This window comes from Leucobacter fengyongliangi, from assembly GCF_052386045.1.
Genome location: NZ_CM126356.1, coordinates 146,345 through 170,396 on the forward strand (window position 1 = coordinate 146,345; position 24,052 = coordinate 170,396).

A 24,052-nucleotide genomic window follows, 5' to 3' on the forward strand; every position below is an offset into this window, starting at 1 on the left:
GATGGGAACCTAATCCGGTACGCGGCGACCCCGGTCGCCGAACCCGTTTCGAACTTTGAGGAGACCCCATGAGCAGCATGGCCGCTGCCGTTGCAGGTATTGGTGACCCGAAGGCGCCTGTGCGGCGTCGAACCGTCGCCCAGGCGATTATCGAGTACCTCCAGGTGCAGTACACCGAGCTTGACGGAGAACGTCGTCGTCTTATTCCCGGGATGTACGGCATCTTCGGTCACGGCAATTCCGTCGGCTTGGCGCAAGGCATCGACGAGTACGGGGTCGACTTCCCGCACTATCCCGGCAAGAACGAGCAAAACATGGTGCACGCCGCCATCGGGTTTGCAAAGGCCTCGAATCGAGCGGCGACGCTCGCGTGTACCGCGTCTGCAGGTCCCGGTTCCACGAATATGGTGAGTGGTGCGGCAACGGCGACGACGAATCGTCTGCCTGTCTTGATCTTTCCCGCCGACATCATCAACAATCGCTTTGGCGATCCGGTCCTCCAGCAGATCGAACACCCGATCGAGCGCGATGTCTCCGCGAACGATTGCTTCCGCCCCGTGAGTCGATACTTCGATCGAATCACCCACCCCGGCCAGTTGCTCTCGACGCTTCCCGAGGCAATGCGTGTGCTGACCGATCCCGTAGAAACGGGTGCGGTAGTGGTCTGCCTCCCGCAAGACATCCAGGGTGCGGAGTTCGACTTCCCCGAGGCGTTCTTCACTCCGCGCGTGTGGCACATTCGTCGCCGCTCCGCTGTGGAGGAGGAGCTGGCCGGGGCGGCCGAGATTATCGCCGCGTCGCAGCGTCCGGTTATCGTGGCCGGTGGCGGTGTGCGGTACTCGAGTGCGCAGTCGACGCTCGCCGAGTTCAGCGATCGATTCGGCATTCCCGTCGTCGAGACGTATGCCGGAAAGGGTGCCGGGCCCGTCGGTGCGCTCGGTCTGGGTGGTCTCGGTGTGACCGGCACGGTTGGCAGTAACCAGATCGCAGGACAGGCTGACTGCGTTATCACAGTAGGTACCCGTTTGCAGGATTTCATCACAGCGTCACACTCGATTTTCCGCCACCCCGACGTGCAGATCGTGAACCTGAACGTTGGTGCATTCGACGCACACAAGATGGGATCGTTCCCGGTGATCGGTGACGCCAAGCGCTCACTGCTCGCACTGCATGAGCGGCTCGCCGACGTGGGCTTCGCGCCAATCAACTCATACGCGCATGAGATCGCCGCGGCCCAGGAAGAGACCCGGAAAGTGCGGGAGCACGATCTCCAGGACTTCCCGGACGAGAGGATGAGCCAGGCCCAGGTGATCGACGTGCTTAATAAGCGCATTACCGCTCAGGACGCACTAGTGCTTGGTTCCGGCGGCGTCGTCGAAGGTATTCACAAGGCGTGGGATCCCTCCAATGGTGCGGAGATCCACTTCGAGTACGCGAACTCATGCATGGGACATGAGATTCCGGCCGGTCTCGGGTATCGTTTGGCGCAGCAGAATAGCGATGGCGAGGTGTACGTGCTGATCGGCGACGGCACCTACTTGATGCAGCCGACGGAGCTTGTGACCGCGGTCCAAGAGCACCAGAAGATTATTGTCATCGTGATCGATAATCGCGGGCATCAGTGCATTTGGCCACTTCAGGCGGCAAAGGGCGGCGGGAGGGAATTCGGCACGCAGCTCCGAGAGCGCAACCCGGTCTCGGGACGTCTCGACGGCCCGATCGTCGACATCGATATCGCGGCGAACGCTGCGAGCATGGGTGCCGCAGCCTGGTCGACCGAGACGATCGAGGAATTCGCCGCAGCGCTCGAAGAGGCTCAGGCCGTCACGGGCCCTGCTGTGATCGTCGCGAACGTTGAGCAGTTCCGCTATCTCTCGGGCAACGGTGCGTTCTGGGATGTCGGGGTGCCCCTCACCTCACAGCGCGAAGTGACCCGCGCGGGCGTGGCGAAGCACCTCGTCGGGCGCGAGCGACAGCGGTACTTCGGCGCAACAGTCGCCCCCAGCGAGCGCTGATTCTCCGTAGTCACTGAGACGACGGGCGGGATATCCACAGGATCCTGCCCGTCTCTTGCATCAGGCGCCGGATGGCGGTTACCAGAAGTTCAACGAAGAAGGAGAGACATCATGGGAGCATTCGCGGTCATTAATCCCGCGACCGGTGAGACCCTGGCCGAGTATCCTGCGGCAACAGATGCACAGGTTGACGCGGGCATCGCCGCCGCCGATGGCGCCTATCGGGGGTGGTCTCGCACGAGTACGCTCGAGGAGCGCACTGCTGCTGCGGCTCGACTTGCCGATCTCTTCCAGGAGCGTGCGGAGGAGTTCGCCGAGATAATCAACCGAGAAATGGGTAAGCCCCTTGCGCAGGGCGTTGGAGAGGTAAAGTTCTCAAGCGCGATCACTTCGGCATACGCACAGAAGGCTGCCGATTGGCTCGCAGACGAAATTCTGCCTGTTGACGACGGGCTACGCACCTTCTTGCGCTATCAGGGCATCGGCGTTCTTCTCGGGGTCATGCCCTGGAACTTCCCGGTCTACCAGGTGGTGCGCTTTGCTGTCCCGAATCTGATCCTGGGGAATACCGTACTCCTGCGACATGCCTCCCAGTGCCCGGAATCCGCGTTGGCATTGGAACGCATCTTCCGCGATGCGGGATTCCCCGAAGGCGCATACGTGAACCTTTTTGCCACCCACGACCAAATCGGCGAGATCATCGCAGATGATCGCGTGCAAGGCGTGTCGCTGACTGGCTCTGAGCGAGCGGGTGCGGCCGTGGCCGCGCAGGCGGGCAAGCACCTCAAGAAGTGCGTGCTCGAACTGGGGGGCGCCGATGTGTTCCTTGTGCTCGATACTAACGATCTCGATTACGCGGTCGAGCACGCCGTGCGGGGACGCATGGACAACAGCGGCCAGAGCTGCACTGGGTCGAAGCGCATCGTGGTGCTCGACGAGTATTTCGACGAGTTCTCCGAGAAATTTGCGCGTGCCCTCAGCGCTCAGACTTACGAAGCCGGAGACTTCGGCCCCCTGTCCTCCAGATCGGCGACCCGCGAACTCGCGGACCTCGTAAACGGCGCGGTCGATCAAGGGGCCGAGATACTGGTCGGGGACGGAAAACCGCAGGGCAACGTCTTCACCCCGACTATTCTCACGCGCATCACACCCGCGATGGATGTCTACAGTCAAGAGCTTTTCGGACCGGTCGCTCAGCTGTATCGGGTGAGCAGTGACGACGAGGCGATCGCACTGGCGAATTCGTCCCCCTTCGGTCTTGGCTCGGTGATCATCTGCGACGATCTGGATCGCGCCGAGCAAGTTGGCTCGCACCTCGACGTTGGCATGGTGTTCATCGGTGCAACGGGGTTGAGTGCTGCGGATGTGCCGTTCGGTGGGGTGAAGAGGTCGGGATATGGGCGCGAGCTGGGGCAGGCCGGGCTACTTGAGTTCGCCAACAAGAAGCTGTTCCGCTTTGCCGGGGGTGCCCAGGATGAGTAGCGTGTTGCGCATCGCGCTCATCGGGACCGGGCGCATCGGAAAGGTGCACGCGTCGAATATCGCTTCGTGTGCTGAGACAGAACTCACTGTGGTCGCGGATCCTATGGTCGAGAGCGCCCAGGACGTCGCGCGAAGATTCGGCGGCACGGCGACTGCCGACCCGCTGGCGGCCGTGGACAGTGAGTTGGTGGACGCAGTCGTGGTCGCGTCGCCCACGCCCACTCACATTGAACTGATCGAGGCATGCATTGACCGAGGCATTCCCGTGCTATCGGAAAAGCCAATCGACCTGGACATGGGACGCGTCGAGGCACTACGCCCACGAGTCGAGCGAGCCACGAGTCCTGTGGCCATCGGCTTCAACCAACGCTTTGACCCTGCAATAGCTGAGGTGCATCGACGGGTTGGCGCTGGCGAGATCGGGCCGATCGAGCATCTCGCCATCACGAGCCGCGATCCGGGGCCCCCGCCGCCGGCATACATCGCGGTTTCAGGGGGCATTTTCCGCGACATGACGATCCACGATTTCGATCTCGCGCGCTTCTTCGTGGGAGAGATAAAGGAGGTGACGGCGGTCGGGTCGTGTCTCTTCGATCTGAGTGCGCGCGAGCATGACGACTTCGACACCGCGGCCGTGACGCTCAAGGCGCGTACCGGTGCGATTGTGACGATCACGAACTCTCGGCACAGCGCCTACGGATACGACCAGCGCATCGAGGCTTTCGGTGGCGGGGGCCTCTTGAGTGTCGAGAACGTACCAGCGAGTCACGTGACCGTCTCGAATTCATCTCAAGCTGCAGCGCATCGCCCCTACGTTGAGCAGTTCCTCGAGCGCTATGCCCGCGCCTACGCAAACGAACTCGACGCATTCGTCGCGTGGGTGCGCACCGGGGAATCAAGTAGCCCGACGTTTGAGGATGGGCGGGCGGCTCAGGTGATTGCGGAGGCCGCCCTCCGGTCCGCTCGCGCGGGCCGCACCGTGAATACGGACGAGATCAGCTGAACCAGTCGCGCAGATTCCCGTGGCACCGACATCGGGACGCATGCCTATCTGTCGAGATCTGGGTCATGTCCCGATCTGGAACAGCGTCTGTTGGCAGCGAATTGCTCTACTTGAGCAACAGTCATTCTTGAACAGCAAGGAAACGGCAAGACGATGGATCGACGATCAGCCAAGATTCAGATCGAGGGAGCACGCGTGCTCATTACCGGAGCATCCTCCGGTGTCGGCGAAGCAACCGCCAGGCTGTTCAGCGCCCGCGGCGCGAACGTGGCGCTTCTCGGGCGTCACGTATCGGATCTGGAACGGGTGCAATCACTGATCGGGGGGACCTCGATCGCTCTTTCGGTCGACGTCTCGGATGAGGAGAGTGTGAAAACTGCGGTGCAACGTGCGGGGAGCCACCTCGACGGCCTCGATGTTGTGGTCAATGCTGCGGGGATCGCGGCACCCGCTAAGGTAGAACTCATCACCGGCGACGCGTGGCGGTCTGTGATTGACACGAACCTCTCGGGAGCCTTCTACGTGTCACGCGAAGCCATTCCTCATCTGCGCGAGTCGGGCGGCTGTATTGTCAATGTTGCCTCCGATCTCGCGACGATGGGAGCAGCGGGACTCGTGCATTACTGCGCCTCGAAGGCTGGCGTTGTCGGCCTTACTCGAGGTCTCGCTGCAGAACTCGCGCCCCGAATCCGCGTGAATGCTGTGTGCCCTGGGCCGATCGACACACCCATGATGCAACGAGCGTTGAACGAATCTCCAGATCCCGGGCGCGCGCTGCGTGAGAAGGAGCTCAGCGTGCCGCTGGAACGGCTTGCCTCACCCGAGGAGATCGCGAAGTCGATCTACTTCCTCGCGATCGACGGCACCTTCGCCACAGGTGCTGCACTGAGCGTCGATGGCGGAACTTCAGCCATATAGGACGATCGCACGCACGCGCGATCGGATGTCAATGCAGAACGAAGGAGAAATACCATGTCTCAACCACGTGCGATTGTGATCGTGCCCGAAGGTCGTCCGGTGCCGCCACTTGAATCGTTCGCGGATGAGGCCGAAGTCACTGTCGTCAGGACGGCTGAGGAGTTTCGGGCGGCCCAGCCCGGCACCGAGATTCTCTTCCTAAATGATTTCCGCACGAAACTTCTCCGCGAGGTCGGCCCTGGGGACTTGAAATGGATACACACGTCGAGCATCGGCGTTGACGTGCTTCTGACGCCCGAAATCGTTGACAGTGACATTGTCGTGAGCAATTCGCGCGGGGTGTGCGAGCGGCCTATCGCCGAATGGATCCTCGGTGTCATCATTATGTTCGCAAAAGATCTGCGCCGCACGGTCGAACTCCAACTCGAACGCACATGGCTCCACCGCGAAACGGAACCCATTCTAGGCCGCAGGGTGCTCGTCGTCGGTCCCGGTCCGGTAGGTCAGGAGACTGTGCTTCTGCTGCGGGGAGCCGGCATGGAGGTGACGGTCGTTGGCCGTACAGCCCGCACGGATAACCGACTTGGAAGGATCCACGCCTTCTCGGAACTCGACGACTTGCTCGGCAATGTCGACGATGTCGTGCTTACAATGCCATTGACAGAGGAAACCCGGGGCCTGTTCAACAGTGAGCGCTTCGCGCGCCTGCGGGAGGGCGCGCGCCTAGTGAACGTCGGACGAGGTGCCGCTATCGTGGAGGCGGATCTGCTGGAGGCCATCGATTCCGGGCATCTCGCGGGGGCGGCCCTCGACGTGTTCGAGCAAGAGCCACTGCCCGTGGATCACCCATTCTGGTCGCGACCCACGATTCTCGTGTCCCCACATGCTTCAGGCGACCTCGTAGGTTGGCGCGGGCGCGTCGCGGAGTGCTTCGCCACCAACCTGCGCAAGTGGAAGGCAGACGAGCCGCTGAACGACATTGTCAACCTGAAGCAGATGGGTGCCACCCGGAGCTGACTGAACTGCGAACACGAATGGGCCAGGTGTACGACTTGGGCCCATTGGTGTTCCATGCTGGAAAATTTCACCGTGGGGAACCGGATTTACAGTTACTCTGCAAGCAACATCGTTCAATGACGAGGATTACATGACAAGCGCAACACAGCATCCGACGGTCACCGCAGAGCAGACACCGAAGCAGCGCCTCAGCGGCAGTATGGGAGTAGGGGAGCTCGTGATGAGCGTGCTCGCCTTCTCGTCCCCGCTCACCACCGTCGCCGGATTCATTCCGGTGCTTCTGATCTTCAGCGGGCACAGCGCGCCTGGAATCTACCTGCTGCTTACGATGATGCTCCTCATCTTCTCAGTCGGGTTCGTGCGGATGAGCCGCAGCGTTGACAATCCCGGTGGCTTCTACTCATTTGTGACGGCCGGCCTTGGAAAGCCGGCCGGTCTCGGCGGTGCACTCCTCGCGCTCTTCGGCTACCTGTTTATCGGATTCTTCGCTCCGTCGCTCTTCGCACTCACGCTGCAGGGATTCGTGGTAAACACTTTCAACGGACCCAGCATCCCTTGGTACTGGCTCGCGCTCGCTATCATCGCGACCACAACATTCTTCGCCTATAACCGCATCGATCTCTCTGCGAAGGTGCTCACGATCGTGATGGTGCTGGAGGTCTTGGTCGTATTGACATTCAACGTGTTCTCCTTCGTGAACAACGCCGGAAACGCGACGCACGATGCTGGCTTCACCCTGCCCTGGATCACCGATGCTGGTCTCGGGCTCGCGCTACTCTTCGCCGTCGGCAACTTCCTCGGTTTCGAAGCTACAGTCATCTATCGCGAAGAAGTCAAGAATCCGGAACGCACCATCCCCCGGGCCACGTATCTCGCCGTCGTCGGCATCGGACTCTTCTATGCCCTCGCGGCCTGGGCGTACATCGCATTTCTCGGAAGCGATTCCGCGCAGGCCGCGGCCGAGGCGAACACGGTCAATCTCTTTGGTGACGCAGTGACCAGCCTGATCGGCAGGACATTCGCAGACATCGCAGTGGTCCTGCTGATTACCTCGATCCTCGCGTCGATGCTCTCGATCCAGAACATCGCTGCGCGCTACAGTTTCTCGCTCGCCGTCGATCGCGTGCTTCCGGCGAGGCTGGGCAAGGTCCACGCCAAGCACAAGTCCCCACACATCTCAGCACTTTCGGTTGGACTACTCTGGGCCGCCGCGATCGTCCTCTTCGCCGTGTTAGGGGTACCTCCTGAGAATCTGTATCCTGTGGCGAGCGGAAGCGGCACTTTTTCCGTTCTCCTACTTCTCTTTATCACCAGCATCGCGGTCTTTGTCTACTTCGTCGGCCGGCATCGTGCCCAGCCAGAGTCCATCTGGAAGACACTTGTTGCGCCGGCGATCAGCGCGCTTTTCCTGGGATTGATCACCTACCTAGCCATTACCAACTACTCCGACCTGATCGATGGATCAATTGTGCTGACGGTGATCTTCATGTCATTCACGTTTGCGCTCTTCCTCGGTGGGATCACCTACGCTCTATTCTTGCGGCGCCGGAAGCCGGATGTGTACGCGCGGTTAGGCCGCCAGAGCCTGTAGTAGTTCAACCACAGCAGTACCCCCGGGAAGCTCCATGCCTCTCGGGGGTACTGCTGTGTGCTGGAGCGATGTTGATGCACGGTGTCTCAAAGCGGTACAAAGTGAATCGCCGGTGACAATCGATAGTTGAATAACCGCGGATGTAGTGCCGGAGACGGCAACAAATCAGCGGAGCCAGAGATCCCATCAACGACGAGGATGACATGACTGACGCACCCTCAGCGACCACTCCGCTGGTCGCCCTCAACAATATTCAGAAGACCTTCGGGGCGGTTACCGCGCTCCGAGGTGTGAGTATTGATGTGTTGCCCGGAGAAACCTTCGCCCTCCTAGGCGACAATGCCGCCGGCAAGTCGACGCTTATGAAAGTGCTCACGGGCGTGTACCAACCTGATCACGGCACCATACGCATGGATGGCGCGACGGTCTCCTTTCCAACCCCGGCAGTGTCGCGATCCGCCGGTATCGAGATGGTGTATCAGGACTTCGCCTTGGCAGACAACCTTGATGTACGCACGAATATCTTCTTGGGGCGCGAGCCGCAGAAGAATATCATTGGGCCGCTGGTCCGAGTGATCGACAAAAAGAAGATGGAGCGTGAGACAAACCGAGTCCTGGATCGTCTCGACATCCCCATCAATCCTCGGCTCAAGGTGAAGCGGCTTTCGGGCGGCCAGCGACAGGCAGTTGCAATCGGCCGTGCTCTCGCATTCGACGCCAAGCTCATCATCATGGATGAGCCGACGGCGAACCTCTCGGTTGCAAAGGTCGACAAGCTCATTGAGGTGACGCAAAAGCTCAAAGATCTCGGTATTGCCGTGATCATCATCACACACCGACTCGACGAAGCATTCGCGGTCGCCGACCGTTGCGCCGTTATGCGCCAGGGAGAAGTGGTCGGTCGATTCCGCATGGATCAGGTGACCGAGTCCGAGATAGCACATTTGATCTCGCAGGGAACACTCGACGGTTATGAAGCCGCTCCGACCGAGGTGCCTCAGGAACGCCGTCGCATAGGCAGTACCTCGACCTCCAACAGCACAGTACAGGTTCCGACTATTGGGAGCGACGCATGAACACCAACACGGTCGCAGTCATGCTGCGAAAAACGAACCAGGACGGCCCGTCATCTGCGGTTCGCATCAAGCACTTCTTTGGCGATTATGGAATCCTCGTAATCTTTGCTGCTGTGCTGATCTTCCTCTCGATTGCCGCACCAAACTTCCTGACTCTAGATAATCTTGTCAACGTCGTGCGCCAGTCATCGATCATCGGCATCATCGCGCTCGGCATGACGTTCATCATGATCACCGCCGGAATCGATCTTTCGGTCGGATCGGTCGTGGGCCTCGCGGGCATGGTCTTCGCGATACTCGCACCCTCAAGCGGCACTGCGCTCTGGATCCCTCTGTTGGCAGGACTCGGCACCGGTCTGCTCGTTGGCTTCCTCAGCGCCGCGCTGGTGGTGTGGGGAAAGATCCTCCCGTTCCTGGCAACACTGGCCACAATGGCCATCGCTCGTACCGCAGCGCTCGTCATCACCGACGGTCAAGTGGTCTCGGGCTTGAGCGGCCCCGCGGAGTGGCTCGGTTCCGGGTTTGTCGGCCCCATCCCGGTTCCTGTGATCATCTTTATCATCGCCGCGCTGATCTGCGACTTCGTGCTCAGCCGAACAAAATTTGGGTCGCACGTCTACGCAATTGGCGGCAACGAGGAGTCGTCGAAGAAAGTCGGTATCTCCGTGAGCCGGGTGCTCTTCACGGTATACCTCATCGGTGGCGGTCTTGCCGCGCTCGGCGGACTTGTTTTGACTGCACGGTTGGACGGGGCCGCTCCGACGGCGGGACTCACCTACGAACTGCAGGTGATTGCTGCAGTGGTTATTGGTGGGACCAGTCTCTTCGGCGGCGTGGGCACGATCCGAGGCACCGTGATCGGCGTACTGCTTCTTGGTGTTGTAATGAACGGCATGAACCTGCTGGGGGTCTCGAGCTATTACCAGCAGGGTGTCCAAGGACTCATCCTCGCCCTTGCTGTTCTGCTGAACCGGTGGAAGTCCGATTAACACCAGTCCAATCTCCCGCAAAAACCATTTTCGAAAGGAAAACTCATGAATATTCGACGACGCATATCCGCAGCAGCGGCTCTGTTCGCCGCCTCCGCCCTCGTTCTCACGGGATGCTCGAGTGGGGGCACCGACTCCGGAGCGGCCTCCGGTGCCGACGAGCAGTTTGACATTGGTGTCGTAGTGCTTGACCTGCAGGATCCGGATCTGGCACACATGGTCGAGGCCATGGAGGGTGCAGCGCAGGAGGAGGGTGTGAAGCTCCACATCGCTGACTCCAAGAAGGATGTCGCGAGCGAGCTCACTCAGGTCGAAGACCTGCTGACCCGCCAGGTTGACGCAGTGATAATGCAGCCCCTCGACGGGGAGGCGAGCCAGAACGCGGCCAATCGAGTCATCGAGGCAGGCGTGCCGCTATTCATCCTCTCTACTGAGTTTGCAGAGGGGGCCGATGTCAAGTACGAGAGCTACATCGGGGTGGACGATACCCTCGCAGGTGTGATGCAGGCGGAGTACTTGAACGAGCAGCTCCCTGACGGAGGAAACATTGTGTTCGCCGCGGGTATCTACGGCGCTTCGTGGACGGACCGCCGCAAGTCCGGCTTCGATAGTACGATCAACGACAACTTCACCATCGTTGCTGAGTTCCAGGCGAAGGGCAGTCGGGACGAGGGGATGCGCAACATGGAGGATACTCTTCAGCGCTTCGGACCTGGAGAGATTGATGCCGTTGTCGCAAACAACGACGAGATGGCCATTGGCGCGGCCTCAGCGATCAAGGATGCTGGTCGCACCGGAGAGATTGCAGAGGTCATTGGCGTAGACGGGACCCCCCCAGCGGTTGCTGCGATTGAAGCCGGCGATATGACGGCGACGGTGCGTCAAGATTCTGCAGGCCAGGGTGAGAAGGCAGTGCAAGTTGTGCACCTGTTCCTAAAGGGAGACAAGGTCGAGAACCGCTACACTCTCCCCTTCACGCTGATCACGAAGGAGAACGTTGCGGAGTTTGCTGAGTAACCTCTAACAACTCCCTGGTGGGACTATGCACCCCTGCAAATAGCAGGGGTGCATAGTCCATTTTTGGGACATATCACGGACTACCGGCGCTGAATAGAATTCGGGAGAAGGCGGCGATTGGGGTTAAGCATGTCGAATCTGACGATTGCAGCAGCGGGCACGGAACCACTGTTAGCTGAACTTCGGGATAGCGGCATTGAGGTCGATAACTCGCCTCGCCGCCGCTCCGAGTACTCTTTTGATGCATCGAACTATCGCATTCGACCGCAAGCTGTTGTCTTTCCGCGAACCGTCGATCAGATAAAGTCCGTGCTGCGCGCGGCGCGGTCTTTCGGTGCACCGGTGACGACCCGCGGTGGCGGAACTTCGATGGCGGGCAATGCCGTCGGACGCGGTTTGATTATCGACCTCTCGCGCCACTTCACTGAGGTCGGTGAAATCGATGTCGACGACCGGTCAGTGTGGGTCGGCAGCGGAGTCGTCTTGGGCGAGCTTCGCACATTGGTGGAACGCTCGACCGATGGCAGTCTGACCTTCGCACCGGATCCCTCATCGCTCAGTCGTGCCACCATCGGCGGTTCCATCGGTAATGACGCGTGCGGAAACCACTCGGTCGCCTATGGTCGCATGACGCAACACGTTCGCGAGGTCGAAGTGGTGACGTTCGAGGGTGCACACCTGCGCCTGACGCGAGGGGGCATCGCCGCGGTGGACTTGCAGGACGTGCCGTCAGTCGTTCGAGCAGCGCAGCTGGAGACTGAGCTCCGCGCTCTGACGCAGGCGAATCTCGCTGCCCTACGCATTGAGCTGCAGACGATTCCACGGCAGGTTTCGGGCTACCATCTCGGGCACTTGCTGCCTGAAGAGGGATTCGACGTCGCTGCTGCGCTCGCCGGGAGTGAAGGCACGGTCGCGGTCATCACACGAGCGCGGGTCGCGCTCGTGCCCAGACCGAAAACGACGGCGCTGCTGTGTCTCGGGTATGCCAGTACCATCGATTCTGCCCGCGACGTGATGGAGATTCTCGCCAGTAAGCCCACCGCAGTTGAGGGCCTCGATCGATCGATCGTTGAGATTATGCGCCATCGACGTGGCTCGGAGAGCTTGGACGGACTTCCCCGTGGTGAAGCGTTCTTGATGGTTGAGTTCTCTGCGGACAACGCTGAGGAGGCACGGGAGCAGTGCGTGCAGTTGCTCGACACGCTGAATCTCCACGGGCGCGTGACTGATGCCGCAGTGGTCACAGACGCCGTCGCCCGAGCGAAGCTCTGGCGTGTGCGTGAGGACGGCGCCGGGCTTTCGTCTCGTCGCGTCGACGGTGTGCAGACGTGGCCGGGGTGGGAGGATTCTGCAGTGGCACCGGAACGCCTCGCCGACTACCTTTCAGAGCTGTTGCCGCTCGTAGAAAAGTACAAGTATTCGGCGTTCATGTACGGTCATTTTGGGGCCGGCTGCGTGCACATGCGATTGGACTACGACTTGCGCACCGACCGCGGACTGGGAGATTTCGAAGCCTTCATCAGGGAAGCCGCGGAGCTCGTTGTCGCACATGGCGGATCACTCTCGGGTGAACATGGCGACGGACGGGCAAGGAGTGAACTGCTCAGCGTGATGTATTCGCCCGAGATAATCGATTTGTTTGCCAGGTTCAAGCGGATCTGGGATCCCGAGAACCTGCTGAACCCAGGAATCATCGTTGACCCCAACGGTTTCACTGAGGCACTCGCGCTCGCGGGCACGCCCGCTCCGGGGCAGACGTTTGGTGAGCCGACGTTCATTACCGAGACTGTAACGATGGGGCTGTCGATTCAATCGCATACAAAGCTCCCGCTGGCCAGTCCGTATGTCGGAAATGCCCACGCGTGCATCGGAGTCGGCCGATGCCGGGCGACGAGCGGTGGTTTCATGTGTCCGAGCTATCGGGCAACGAAAGACGAGAAGGACAGTACGCGAGGTCGCGCGCGTGTGCTGCAGGAGCTGACAAGAGCGAACCAGAACAGTCTCGATGGGTGGTCCTCAGCTGAGGTCCGCGAAGCGCTGGACCTCTGCCTGTCCTGTAAAGCATGCTCGAGTGATTGCCCCACGGGCGTTGATATCGCGGAGGCAAAATCCGAGCTCATCGACGAGCACTACCGAGGGCACATCCGGCCCTTCACGCACTACTCGATCGGTTGGCTCCCGCGCTGGCTCCCGCTGATCGGCTGGTTCTCGAGGATCGCTAATCTTGGGGCGCGAATGGGTGTGATGCGACGTTTCGCCGATCGGCTCGGAGTGAGCGCCCGGCGCCGGTTGCCGGCGTTCAAGTCACGCGGTGAAATCCGGAGACATCTCGGCGAAGCGGCGTTCGATTCGGCAGGCGAGATCCTCATTTTTGCCGACAGCTTCACTAAGGCTTTCCGCCCGGAGGCGATCCCGGCGGCGGCACGAGTGCTCGGAAACACGGGACGCACCGTCGGTTGCACAGCCGATGCCTGTTGCGGCCTCACCTGGATCTCAACTGGTCAGCGCGACGGCGCGCGACGGCACCTGGCGCGATTGATCCGGAGATTCGATGACGGGACCGATCGCGATATCGTGGTGCTTGAACCCAGTTGTGCAGCGGCCATTCGTGATGAGGGACCCAAGATGGTCGGCGGGGACGCAGCGGATCGTGTCGCAGCTCGTGTTCGCTCGTTCTCGGTTGCGGTCGATGAGGCCGTGCAGCGCGGATGGAAGCCCACAATGCCAGCGCCGGCATCGGTCGTCTTGCAGACCCACTGCCACGAGCACGCAGTCTTCGGGTCGGGAGCCCAGAAACGTGTGTTGGATGCCTGGGGCGTGTCGAGTATCGTGGAATCGTCATCGTGTTGCGGAGTCGCGGGTAACTTCGGCTTCGAATCGGAGCACTTTGATATGTCGATGCAGGTGGCCGAGCACTCGATGGTTCCGGCGCTGCGCCAAGCCCCGGATCACGCCCTCGTGCTTACCGACGGGTTCAGCTGCACCATGCAAGTCTCTCAGATCGATCCGGATCTTTCAGGGCAGCACTTGGCGCTCGCGCTCGATCCCGCGCGCACCGAAACCGAAATCGTGAAGGAAGTTGACGGAAGAAAATAAGTGAATCTCACGTCGAAGTGCAACTGCAGGTTGGGGCCTTTGCGATCGGAGCGCGCCTTAGCGTCCCAACTTTCCGATAGGGGTGATCCACTCGTCGCTAGGCGGCCCGTTAAGGTGAGTCTCAGGCTAACGAGAACCAGTCGTCCACTGTTTGCATGTCTTTGTCGCCGCGGCCGGAGAGGCACACGACGAGGTCGTGACCAGAGCCAAGTTCGCGGGCCACGGTGAATGCTCCCGCGACCGCGTGCGCCGACTCGATAGCGGGGATGATGCCCTCGGTGCGGCTGAGAAGCCACAGTGCCTCCATGGCTTCAGTGTCGGTGACCGGGCGATAGGTAACCCGACCGTTATCGTGCAGCCAGGCGTGGGCGGGCCCGACTCCGGGGTAATCGAGACCGGCAGAGATCGAATGCGAGTCGAGTGTCTGCCCATCGTTATCCTGTAGCAGGTACGAGTGTGCTCCGTGAAGGACGCCCGGTCGTCCCCGGGTCAACGTCGCCGCGTGACGGGGGGTGTCTACCCCATCTCCGGCCGCCTCGAAGCCGTATAGAGTGACATCGGCATCGTCGAGAAACGCTTCGAACATGCCGATCGAGTTGGAGCCGCCGCCGACGCAGGCGGCGATCGCGTCAGGTAGGCGCCCACGGCGGGAGAGTATCTGAGACCGGGTCTCATCCCCGATGACGCGCTGGAAATCGCGAACCATCGTTGGGAATGGATGCGGGCCTGCGGCAGTGCCGAACACATAGTTCGTATCGGCTGCCGTCGCCACCCAGTCTCGATACGCTTCGTTGATTGCATCGCGCAAGGTTGCGGTGCCGGTGGTCACAGGAATGACGGTGGCGCCGAGGAATCTCATACGGGCGACGTTAAGCGACTGACGTTCGACATCGACCGCACCCATGTACACCACGCATTCGATGCCGAGTAAAGCCGCGGCAGTCGCTGTCGCGACTCCATGCTGGCCCGCCCCAGTTTCTGCGATGACGCGAGGCTTGCCCTGCCTCTGCGCGAGTAGCACCTGGCCGATGGCATTGTTGATCTTGTGGCTCCCAGTGTGATTGAGGTCTTCGCGCTTCAGTAGAATCGTGGCCCCACCGATGTGCTCCGAGAGACGCCGGGCCTCGGTAAGTGCAGTGGGACGGCCCGAGTAGTTGCGAAAGAGCTCTATCAGCTGATGTTGGAACGCAGGGTCTTCGCGGGCGGCACTGTACTCTGCAGCAAGGGTATCGATGGCGGCAACCAGCGATTCAGCGACGAAGCGTCCGCCGTATTTGCCGAAGAACGGACCCACAGTTCCCTGCAACATCGCGCGGACCTCTTTCTTTCTGCCATGGACGGCATGCCAACTCAATTGGGTGCCCGAAGTGCCGTTTCACATGAAATAGAAGCGAGTCTTGTCCAGGCTGCGTCGTGTCAGACACTTGTCCGGCACGAGCGGGCACCTGGCTACCAGCCGCCTTGCCAACCGCTCAATAGGCCGTAGGGAAGTCGCTGGGGCTCCTCATTCGGGATCGCCTGCAAGAAATCGAAGTCGCACCCCTCGTCGGCCTGCGTCACGTGGTCGACGAAGAGTCGACCGTAGCCGCGATTGTACTTCCGCTCGGGCAACTGCAGTTCGGCAAGTCGATGCTCAAGCTCCTCAACTGGAATGTCGAGATCCAGACGCTGGGTCGAGACATCGAGAACGATGGGATCTCCGTCGCGCACGACCGCCAACGGGCCGCCGGCTGCAGCTTCCGGCGAGACGTGCAAGATCGTTGTCCCAAACGCCGTTCCGCTCATCCGGGCGTCTGAAATGCGCACGACATCGCGAATTCCGCGCTTCAAGAGCTTCTCGGGAATGGGGAGCATGCCCCACTCCGGCATCCCCGGGGCACCAGCCGGACCGCAGTTGCGCAGCACGAGTACAGAGTCCTCGGTGATGTCGAGGTCAGGATCGTCTATGCGATTCCCCAGGTCATAGATGTCATCGAAGACCACCGCAGGGCCCCGGTGAGTGAGCAACTCTGGACTCGCGGCGCTGCGCTTGATTACCGCTCCCCTCGGAGCCAGCGATCCACGAACCACCGCAATACCGCCAGACGAATCGAACGGCGTCTCGAGCTTCGAGATCACGACACCATCAGGCTCCGGTGCGTTTGAGAAGCCAGCTGCGAGCGATTCTCCGGTGACCGTTATCGCGTCACCATTCAGCAAGGGGGAGAGTTCCTTCAGTACCGCACCAATGCCACCTGCGTTGAAGAGTTGCTGTACAAGATACTCACCCGAGGGTCGAACATTCACGATGCGAGGGGTTCGCTCCGAGATCTGATGGAATCGATCGAGATCTAGATCGTATCCAACGCGTCGGGCGAGGGCCAGCAGGTGCAACACTGCGTTGGTTGAGCCGCCGACGGCCATGAGGAGGGTGATCGCGTTATCGAAGGCATCCGGGGTCAGGATTTCGCTCGGTCGGGGTCCTCCGGTGAGCGCCATTTCCACGGCGCGGCGGCCGGTTTCTTCCGCGGCCTGGGCTCGCCTGGCGTGGACAGCGGGGATTGCTGCCGTCGATGGTAAGCACATGCCGAGTGCCTCAGTGATCGAGGTCATCGTCGAGGCGGTTCCCATCTCGCTGCAGTGGCCCGCCGTTGGTTTCGCGGATGCCTCCAGCTCATCGAAGTCCGCTTGCGTAATGCGGCCGGCGCGCAATTCGTCAGCATACTTCCATGTGTCTGTTCCAACTCCAAGTTGCTTGCCTCGGAAGACAGCGGGTTCTTGCGGCCCGCCGGTCAGCATGATCGCAGGGATGTCCGCGCTCGCCGCACCCATGAGCTGTGCAGGCACGGTCTTGTCGCAGCCGCCGAGCATCACGATCGCATCCAACGGGTATGCCCGGATCGATTCCTCGACATCCATCGCCATGAGGTTACGGAACTGCATGGCCGAAGGTTTCATCAGGCTTTCGCCCAGCGAGATGGTCGGGAACTCGAGTGGCAACCCGCCAGCCATCAGCACTCCGCGCTTCACTGAGTCGGCCAAGAGCTTGAAATGGATGTTGCAGTTCACGAGTTCGGACCAGGAATTCGCGATTCCGATAACAGGGCGATCCTTGATCGCAAAGCTCGAGAACCCTTCTGCTTGAATCGCCGTGCGATGCACAAAGCCCGTCAGATCGTGGGGTGCGAACCAACGCGCACTTCGGAGGGCAGCCTGGGATGTGTCGTCCATCTGGATACTTTTCCTTCTCCTGTAGGTGAGAAGACGAATGCTTCGGAAGGCCCGAAATCATGTTCGAACTCCATTGTCAGCATTGCGTCGGCGAATGCTATTTAGTACACCAAGAGCACGGCGACACAACCTGTTCCACATTGAGACAACCGAGTGCGGTCGCACCAGTCGTAACCTGGCGCAAGCGTCGTTGGAGTAACGTCGCATCACTGAACTTGATGACGAAGGAGTCGACATGGCGAACAGCGAGCGAATTGGAGTCGGTCTGATTTCAGTCGGTTGGATGGGGCGTCTGCACGCGCGAGCGTATCTCGCGACGCGTCAGTTCTTCCCGGAGCTCGAACGCTACCCCGAATTGGTGATTGCTGCCGATCCTGATGCGTCGGGCAGGGAGCATGCTGCGGGTGCCCTCGGGTTTCGTGAAACCACCGTGGACTATCACGAACTGCTCGCACACCCTGAAGTTGACGTTGTTTCGATCTGCGCTCCGAACTTCTTGCACCACGAGATTGCACTCGCTGCGATCGCAGCGGGCAAGCCATTCTGGATTGAAAAGCCGATGGGCATCAGCGCCATGCAGTCTCGCGAGATTGCCCAGGGGGCTGCGGCCGCCGGCCTGATCACCGCGGTTGGGTTCAACTACCGCCACGCACCCGCCGTCGCCGAAGCCCGGAGGCTTGTGAGGAGCGGCAAACTCGGAAGGATCACGAATGTGCAGATGCGGTTGCTCACGAGCTACGCCTCCGACCCCCAGCAAGTCTTTACATGGCGGTATGAGAAGGAGCGCGCCGGAACCGGAGTGCTTGGCGACGTGCTTTCGCACGGTTTCGACCTTGCGCAGTTCGTGGTCGGTCGGGTCGAGTCTATTAGCGCGCTCACTGAGACCTTCATCCAGCAGCGACCGCTTCCGGCTGGCGCATCCGCGAACAGCTTTGCGAAGGGAGAAGCTTCGACGACATTGCGTGATGTGGAGAACGAGGACTATGCCGCGGCGCTCGCTAGATTCGAGAATGGCGCGGTGGGGTACTTCGAGTCCACTCGTGTGGCAATCGGCCCTCACGCGGAGTTCATCCTGGAAGTTTATGGCACGCAGGGGTCCTTGCGTTGGAACTTCGAGCGCATGAACCAGCTCGAAGTGGCGACTGATCTTCGCGGCTACCAGACCGTGCTGACGGATACTAGCTTCGGGGAGTTTGGTCGGTTCCAGCCGAACGCTGGCCCGGGAATCGGGTTCAACGATCTTAAGACGGTTGAAGCCGCATTGTTCATCCGATCCGTGATCGAGAACGAGCAGTTGGCTCCGTCAGTTGCAGATGGATGGTCGACATCTGAACTCGTGGACGCATCAGTGCGCAGTGCCGAGTCGGGCGCTTGGGTGCGGATTCCTGCGGTGGACGGCGTCACCACTTTCGACCGGTAGCTTTTCCTTGTGCTAGTGGGAAATACGCGCGGCTCGATTGCTTCAGCACCGTATAGAAGTGATCGTGCCACGCCGGAAGTACCGACGCAGTGACGTGCTTCACCGAGTGTGTGGATGAAGCACTAGACACCGAGGTACAAGGAGGCGATGGTGTGAGTGGGTTGTGTAAGGGCTCCAGTGGGACCTGGATCCGGGGCGCGCGATCGTCGACACGATCAGCGAAAACGCCGCACTGGGCGCGCTCGTGATCGACGGTTGGCCCTTTGCGCTGGAGAATGTGAACTTACCCCGCGTGGGCGCACTCGTCTACCGCAAGGAGACATTCGAGGATTCTGTGTTGGCTGGAGCGGAACTGGGCAACCCTGCTCTCGGGGTTGTTTGGTTGGCCAATAAGTTCTCTGCACACGGGCAGGCCCCAGATGCGGGAGAGGTCAATCTCTCCGGGATCTTTTGCTAAACCGACGTGGGCGAATTGCGGCGAGTGTGGTGGAGGAGTGGTCGAGCCGGGTGGGTGCCGAGCATGGTTTCACCGACATCGAGCATGTGGTGGATCTCTTTGGGGTCTGCTTGAAATGCCAGCAGGGAACCGCTCCGTAGGTTGCTTGCGGCGAGGGTACTGCCGCGGCCCAGGGAGCGTAGCGCGGGGTGGCAAGCTGTCGACTGCGCCCACGTACCTCAGCCTAGGTGCGGGGTTCGACCCATTCCCACGTCGGGAACTTCGCGGTGCGACCGTCGCCACTTGAGCGGCCGGTGAGACGGCGTGTGATCCAGGGCAGCACGTGCTCGCGGGCGTAGCGAAGCTCCTCGCGGCGCGTGGGGGTCGGGATCGGGTCGGCGTCGAGGATCCAGTCGGTGGGATTCGCGTACCCGAGCGTGCGGAGCACATTCGCTGCGACTCGCGCGTGACCGACGGGTGCGAGGTGGAGGCGGTCGTGCGACCAGTATTCACGGCGCGCGAGCACCGGGTCGCTCCAGTTGTCGCAGAAGCGAATGCCGAGGGCCTCGGCGAGGACGCCCGCCGCCCGGGTCATCTGATCGCCCTTTACCTTGACCTGGGCGCCGCGCGGGATGCCGATGGTCGGATTTGCGCCGGCGAGCAGCAGCGGTTCGGCGCCCGCCTCACGGATGCGGATCAGCGCGCGCTCGGTCTCGGCGACGATCCACGGCACGTCGGTGCCGGGGCGCAGCATGTCGTTGCCGCCGCCGTTGAAGCTCACGAGCGTGGGCTCCAGCGCGAGTGCAGCTTCGAGCTGCTCGCCGATGATGGGGGCAAGCAGCCGACCCCGAATCGCGAAATTCGCATACTGGATCGGCTCACCGGTCGCATCCGCGAGCCCCTGAGCCACGAGATCGGCCCATCCGCGCACGCGCCCACCCGGCAACTCGTCACCGACACCCTCGGTGAAGCTGTCGCCAATCGCGACGTACCTGATTGCTGCCCGGGGTTCTGCGTCTGCCACGCCCTCAGCCTACGCCCCGGGCGTGCGGAGTCCAGGCGGGTCGCCGATCCGCCCCCAACATCAGTGCACCCGAAACCCGTGATAGAGTGGATCTTTGGCTGTGCAAAGTCCCATTGCGCAGACCGTGCGGAAGCCGCGCTGCGGGTTCGACGAGAGTCGGAACTGAACAGGCGATCCGCGCAGACAAGAAATCTTGGGTGAGGCCGTCCGGTCTCACGGTATGAGAGGAATCACCATGGCAGCAGTGTGCCAGGTGACCGGAGCCGTTCCCGGCTTTGGTCACAGCATCTCACACTCGCACCGACGCACCAAGCGTCGGTTCGATCCGAACATTCAGAAGAAGACCTACTACGTGGCCTCACTTGGCCGCAAGGTGACCCTCACCCTGTCGGTGAAGGGCATCAAGATGATCGATGCTCGAGGCATCGAGTCCGTGGTCGCTGACCTGCAGAAGCGTGGGGTGAAGATCTAATGGCTAAGCAGCAGGACGTACGTCCGATCATCAAGCTCCGTTCGACGGCTGGAACCGGTTACACCTATGTGACCAAGAAGAACCGTCGCAACACTCCCGACCGTATCGTGCTCAAGAAGTATGACCCGGTTATTCGTAAGCACGTTGAGTTCCGAGAGGAGCGTTAATCATGGCCAAGAAGAGCATGATCGCGAAGAACAAGCAGCGCCAGGTTATCGTTGCCCGCTACGCGGAGAAGCGCCTGGAACTGAAGAAGGCCCTGGTTGATCCCAACGGCACCGACGAGAGCCGTGAGGCTGCTCGCGTGGGCCTGCAGAAGCTGCCCCGCAACGCGTCGCCAGTGCGCGTGCGTGGCCGCGACGTTATTGATGGCCGCCCCCGTGGCTTGCTGTCGAAGTTCGGCGTGAGCCGTGTTCGCTTCCGCGACATGGCGCACCGCGGCGAACTGCCCGGCATCACGAAGTCGAGCTGGTAGCAGCTCGACCGAGTGCATCTGGGCGCGCAAGCGGTCAGGTGAGTCGGCAAGTACCGCTTGAGAACGGGCGTTGATCCTTCGGGGTCTGCGCCCGTTCTTGTTTTCTCTGGCGCGGCGGTCGCTGTGAGCGAAATTTGCCACGAGAATCTATGAAAATCCGCGTAATTCCGCCACATTCGCTCAATTCTGGGGTAGATTCGTACGCGATCACCCGATCGGCCCCGTTTTGCGGGGTTCAACTGGAATTCAGGGGCAGGCTCGTCCGGGCCCCCTGGGAGGACACAACATGTCACTGAACAAGACTGAGCTCGTCGCAAAGGTTGCCGCTGAAACTGGCCAGAGCCAGGCTGCCGTTTCCGCAGTTCTCGACGGCCTGTTCGCCGCCGTTGCTGAGACCGTTGCTGATGGCGGCAAGGTTTCGATCCCCGGTTGGCTCTCGTTCGAGACCGCAACCACCGCTGCTCGCACCGGCCGCAACCCGCGCACCGGTGAGACCATTGAGATCGCCGCTGGCAAGCGCGTGAAGGTCTCGGTTGGCAGCAAGCTGAAGGCTGCAGTCAAGTAGTTCTCACACACTTCTTCGAATCCCCCGGGGCCCGCATGGGCGACCGGGGGATTCGCGGTTTTGGGCACGGGGCAGCGCTGGGGTGGACGACATCGCAGGGCTTCGGGCTCGTGAAGCGTGCGGTCTTGTCCACTCGAGGGGCGAGACCGCACGCCGTTCCTGAAGTACCGGGGGCGTAGGCTTGAGGAATCATGCCTCGATCCCTGCGCGTTCTCGCGCCCGCCGTGCTGCTCGCCGCGACACTCGCCGCACTGCTTGTGGCCCTCGCCATCGGCGGGGCAGCCGCGGAGCGCACCCTGGCCGACCCCGGTGCGGTCGTGAGATTCGGCTTGCCCATGGCCCGCACGTTGGTGAACATCAGCGTGGCGGGTCTCATTGGCTCCCTCGTGATGGCAGTCTGGGCCCTGTCTACCGATAAGCCCGAGGGGCGGCTCGCGCTCGACCTCGCCGCGGGTAGTGCGGCCGTGCTCACGGTGGCGAGTGCCGCCACGCTCATCTTCACCTATGTTGATGTCTCGGGGCTTGCCTTTTCGGGCGACGAGACATTTGGTGCCGGGCTCGCGCAGTTCGTCACCGAGATTGAGCTCGGCCAGTTGTGGCTGATCCAACTGTTGTTGGCGGCGGCGACCACCGTGCTGTGTTTCGCGGTGCGCGACCGCCGCTGGGCGCTGCTCACCCTCGTCGCGGCGCTCGCCACGACGATCCCGCTTGCACAGCAGGGCCACGCGGCGGGAGCCTCGGGGCATGCTCAGGCAGTCAACTCCCTGCTGGTGCACCTGGTGGGCGCGTCGGTCTGGCTTGGCGGCCTCATCACGCTGGTGTTTCTGGCGAAGGCAGTGGATCGCGCGCGCCTCGCCACGCTCGTCGCGCGCTACTCGACGCTTGCGCTCCTCGCCTTCATCGGAGTCGCGGCTTCCGGAGTGGTCAGTGCGTGGCTGCGGATCGGTTCGACCGCCGACCTCTTCGGAACGGGTTACGGCCAGATCGTGCTGCTGAAGGTCTGTGCGCTCGGCGTGCTGGGAATCTTCGGTGTGCTGTGGCGGCAGCGCCTCATCGGCCGCATCGCTGGGCCCTCGGGTGCGCGGGTCTTCGCCTGGTTCGTGGTCGCAGAACTCGCGTTCATGGGGCTCGCTAGCGGCCTCGCGGGTGCCCTCGGCCGCACGGCGACCCCGGTAGCACTCGAGTCGGCGCGGGCAACCGGGGCGGTCACCGTTTCGCCAGCCGAGTGGCTCACGGGCGATCCACTGCCACCCGAACTCACCCCGATGAGCTACCTCACCGAATGGAAATTCGACCTCCTGTGGGCGCTCGTGTGCGCGTTCGGCGTGATGCTCTATGTGGCCGGCGCGATCCGCCTCGCCCGCCGTGGTGACAAGTGGCCGATCGGTCGCTCCATCGCCTGGGTCGCCGGGCTTGCGATCCTGTTCTACACAACCAACGGCCCGTTCAACGCCTACGAGGCCTACCTGTTCAGCGTGCACATGCTCGCGCACATGCTGCTCACGATGCTGATTCCGTTGGCCCTCGTGCTCGGGGCCCCGATTACGTTGGCCTTGCGCGCGACGCGCAAACGCACGGATGGCTCGTGGGGTGGCCGCGAGTGGATCATGTGGGCCGTGCAGACCCCGTACTCGAAGGTCATCACGCACCCGGCGGTGGCAGCCGTCGTGTTCGCCGGCTCGCTGTGGGTGTTCTACTTCTCACCTATCTTCCGCTGGACGATGGAGACGCACCTCGGTCACCAGTGGATGATCGTGCACTTCCTCATTTCGGGGTACCTGTTCTCGCTCTCGATGATCGGCATCGACCCGGTGCCCTACCGTTTCCCGTACCCGATGCGAATTGTCACCCTCTTCGCAACCATGGCATCCCACGCGTTCTTCGGGGTGACGATTATGACGGGTAATGCGCTCATGCTCTCGGACTGGTTTGGCGCGATGGGTCGCACCTGGGGTGCCACCCCGCTTGAGGATCAGAACCTCGGCGGCGGGATCGCCTGGGGCATTGGCGAGTTGCCGACGCTCGCGCTCGCGCTGATCGTCGCGGTGCAGTGGTCGCTGAACGATGACAAGGTGCAGAAGCGGAAGGATCGCGCGGCGGATCGCTCGGGAGATGCGGAGCTGAACGCCTACAACGAGATGCTGTCGTCACAAGCACAGCGCGATGCCCGCACTCGTCGAATCTAGGACTCGCGGCTGCCCTCTTCGGTGCGGGTGACGTCTGGCACGGCGGCGCCAGCGCAGATT

General features: G+C 61.5%; 19 protein-coding genes. 16 read left to right on the plus strand and 3 right to left on the minus strand.

The window, feature by feature from the left end:
• Nucleotides 1-68 precede the first annotated feature (68 nt).
• The 10 genes from iolD to ACTNFK_RS00770 all read left to right on the plus strand — a co-directional run bounded on the left by iolD (nt 69) and on the right by ACTNFK_RS00770 (nt 14,204).
• Complete coding sequence (iolD, locus tag ACTNFK_RS00725) at nt 69-2,015, plus strand: 3D-(3,5/4)-trihydroxycyclohexane-1,2-dione acylhydrolase (decyclizing) (RefSeq protein ID WP_435936450.1); 1,947 nt, start codon at nt 69-71, stop codon at nt 2,013-2,015.
• 111 nt (nt 2,016-2,126) lie between these two features.
• A complete protein-coding gene (locus ACTNFK_RS00730; RefSeq protein WP_435936451.1) occupies nt 2,127-3,497 on the plus strand; it encodes an aldehyde dehydrogenase family protein in 1,371 nt (456 codons plus the stop codon).
• Nucleotides 3,490-4,500, plus strand: coding sequence for an inositol 2-dehydrogenase (iolG, locus tag ACTNFK_RS00735; RefSeq protein ID WP_435936452.1), 1,011 nt, complete (start codon nt 3,490-3,492; stop codon nt 4,498-4,500). Before ACTNFK_RS00730 ends, iolG begins: the two co-directional genes overlap by 8 nt.
• Nucleotides 4,501-4,653: 153 nt before the next feature.
• Nucleotides 4,654-5,418: an SDR family NAD(P)-dependent oxidoreductase gene (locus tag ACTNFK_RS00740; protein ID WP_435936453.1), complete on the plus strand. Its 765-nt coding sequence runs from the start codon at nt 4,654-4,656 to the stop codon at nt 5,416-5,418.
• A 54-nt stretch (nt 5,419-5,472) separates the two neighbouring features.
• Nucleotides 5,473-6,435: a D-2-hydroxyacid dehydrogenase gene (locus ACTNFK_RS00745; protein ID WP_435936454.1), complete on the plus strand. Its 963-nt coding sequence runs from the start codon at nt 5,473-5,475 to the stop codon at nt 6,433-6,435.
• Nucleotides 6,436-6,565: 130 nt separating this feature from the next.
• Nucleotides 6,566-8,026 (plus strand): APC family permease, encoded by a 1,461-nt coding sequence (locus ACTNFK_RS00750; RefSeq protein WP_435936455.1) that lies wholly within the window; start codon nt 6,566-6,568, stop codon nt 8,024-8,026.
• A gap of 203 nt (nt 8,027-8,229) precedes the next feature.
• A complete protein-coding gene (locus ACTNFK_RS00755; RefSeq protein ID WP_435936456.1) occupies nt 8,230-9,102 on the plus strand; it encodes an ATP-binding cassette domain-containing protein in 873 nt (290 codons plus the stop codon).
• On the plus strand, nt 9,099-10,091 hold the full coding sequence (locus ACTNFK_RS00760; RefSeq protein WP_435936457.1) for an ABC transporter permease: 993 nt from the start codon (nt 9,099-9,101) through the stop codon (nt 10,089-10,091). Before ACTNFK_RS00755 ends, ACTNFK_RS00760 begins: the two co-directional genes overlap by 4 nt.
• Nucleotides 10,092-10,136: 45 nt before the next feature.
• Nucleotides 10,137-11,108, plus strand: a complete 972-nt coding sequence (locus tag ACTNFK_RS00765) for a sugar ABC transporter substrate-binding protein (protein ID WP_435936458.1) — start codon at nt 10,137-10,139, stop codon at nt 11,106-11,108.
• Nucleotides 11,109-11,237: 129 nt separating this feature from the next.
• Complete coding sequence (locus ACTNFK_RS00770; RefSeq protein WP_435936459.1) at nt 11,238-14,204, plus strand: FAD-binding and (Fe-S)-binding domain-containing protein; 2,967 nt, start codon at nt 11,238-11,240, stop codon at nt 14,202-14,204.
• Between the two features lie 121 nt (nt 14,205-14,325).
• Here ACTNFK_RS00770 and trpB read toward each other — a convergent pair whose 3' ends face one another.
• Together trpB and ACTNFK_RS00780 are read right to left on the minus strand one after the other, a co-directional pair.
• Entirely contained in the window at nt 14,326-15,513 is a 1,188-nt protein-coding gene (trpB, locus tag ACTNFK_RS00775) for a tryptophan synthase subunit beta (RefSeq protein ID WP_435936460.1), read from the minus strand.
• A 140-nt stretch (nt 15,514-15,653) separates the two neighbouring features.
• Entirely contained in the window at nt 15,654-17,414 is a 1,761-nt protein-coding gene (locus ACTNFK_RS00780; RefSeq protein WP_435936461.1) for an IlvD/Edd family dehydratase, read from the minus strand.
• 235 nt (nt 17,415-17,649) lie between these two features.
• Between ACTNFK_RS00780 and ACTNFK_RS00785 the strand changes: the two genes are divergently transcribed.
• Nucleotides 17,650-18,834 carry a Gfo/Idh/MocA family protein gene (locus tag ACTNFK_RS00785; protein WP_435936462.1) on the plus strand — a complete coding sequence of 395 codons (1,185 nt, stop codon included), beginning with the start codon at nt 17,650-17,652 and terminating at the stop codon, nt 18,832-18,834.
• Between the two features lie 680 nt (nt 18,835-19,514).
• On the opposite strand, the gene ACTNFK_RS00790 is transcribed toward ACTNFK_RS00785, so the two are convergent.
• A complete protein-coding gene (locus ACTNFK_RS00790) occupies nt 19,515-20,294 on the minus strand; it encodes an SGNH/GDSL hydrolase family protein (RefSeq protein WP_435936463.1) in 780 nt (259 codons plus the stop codon).
• A gap of 235 nt (nt 20,295-20,529) precedes the next feature.
• Between ACTNFK_RS00790 and rpmB the strand changes: the two genes are divergently transcribed.
• From rpmB to ACTNFK_RS00815, 5 genes are all read left to right on the plus strand, one after another.
• Complete coding sequence (gene rpmB / locus ACTNFK_RS00795) at nt 20,530-20,766, plus strand: 50S ribosomal protein L28 (RefSeq protein ID WP_433645345.1); 237 nt, start codon at nt 20,530-20,532, stop codon at nt 20,764-20,766.
• Nucleotides 20,766-20,933 (plus strand): 50S ribosomal protein L33, encoded by a 168-nt coding sequence (gene rpmG, locus ACTNFK_RS00800; protein WP_433645344.1) that lies wholly within the window; start codon nt 20,766-20,768, stop codon nt 20,931-20,933. Before rpmB ends, rpmG begins: the two co-directional genes overlap by 1 nt.
• Before the next feature lie 2 nt (nt 20,934-20,935).
• Nucleotides 20,936-21,241: a 30S ribosomal protein S14 gene (gene rpsN, locus ACTNFK_RS00805; RefSeq protein ID WP_435936464.1), complete on the plus strand. Its 306-nt coding sequence runs from the start codon at nt 20,936-20,938 to the stop codon at nt 21,239-21,241.
• Between the two features lie 286 nt (nt 21,242-21,527).
• Entirely contained in the window at nt 21,528-21,806 is a 279-nt protein-coding gene (locus tag ACTNFK_RS00810) for an HU family DNA-binding protein (RefSeq protein ID WP_433645342.1), read from the plus strand.
• 191 nt (nt 21,807-21,997) lie between these two features.
• Entirely contained in the window at nt 21,998-23,992 is a 1,995-nt protein-coding gene (locus tag ACTNFK_RS00815; protein ID WP_435936465.1) for a bifunctional copper resistance protein CopD/cytochrome c oxidase assembly protein, read from the plus strand.
• Nucleotides 23,993-24,052: the final 60 nt, after the last annotated feature.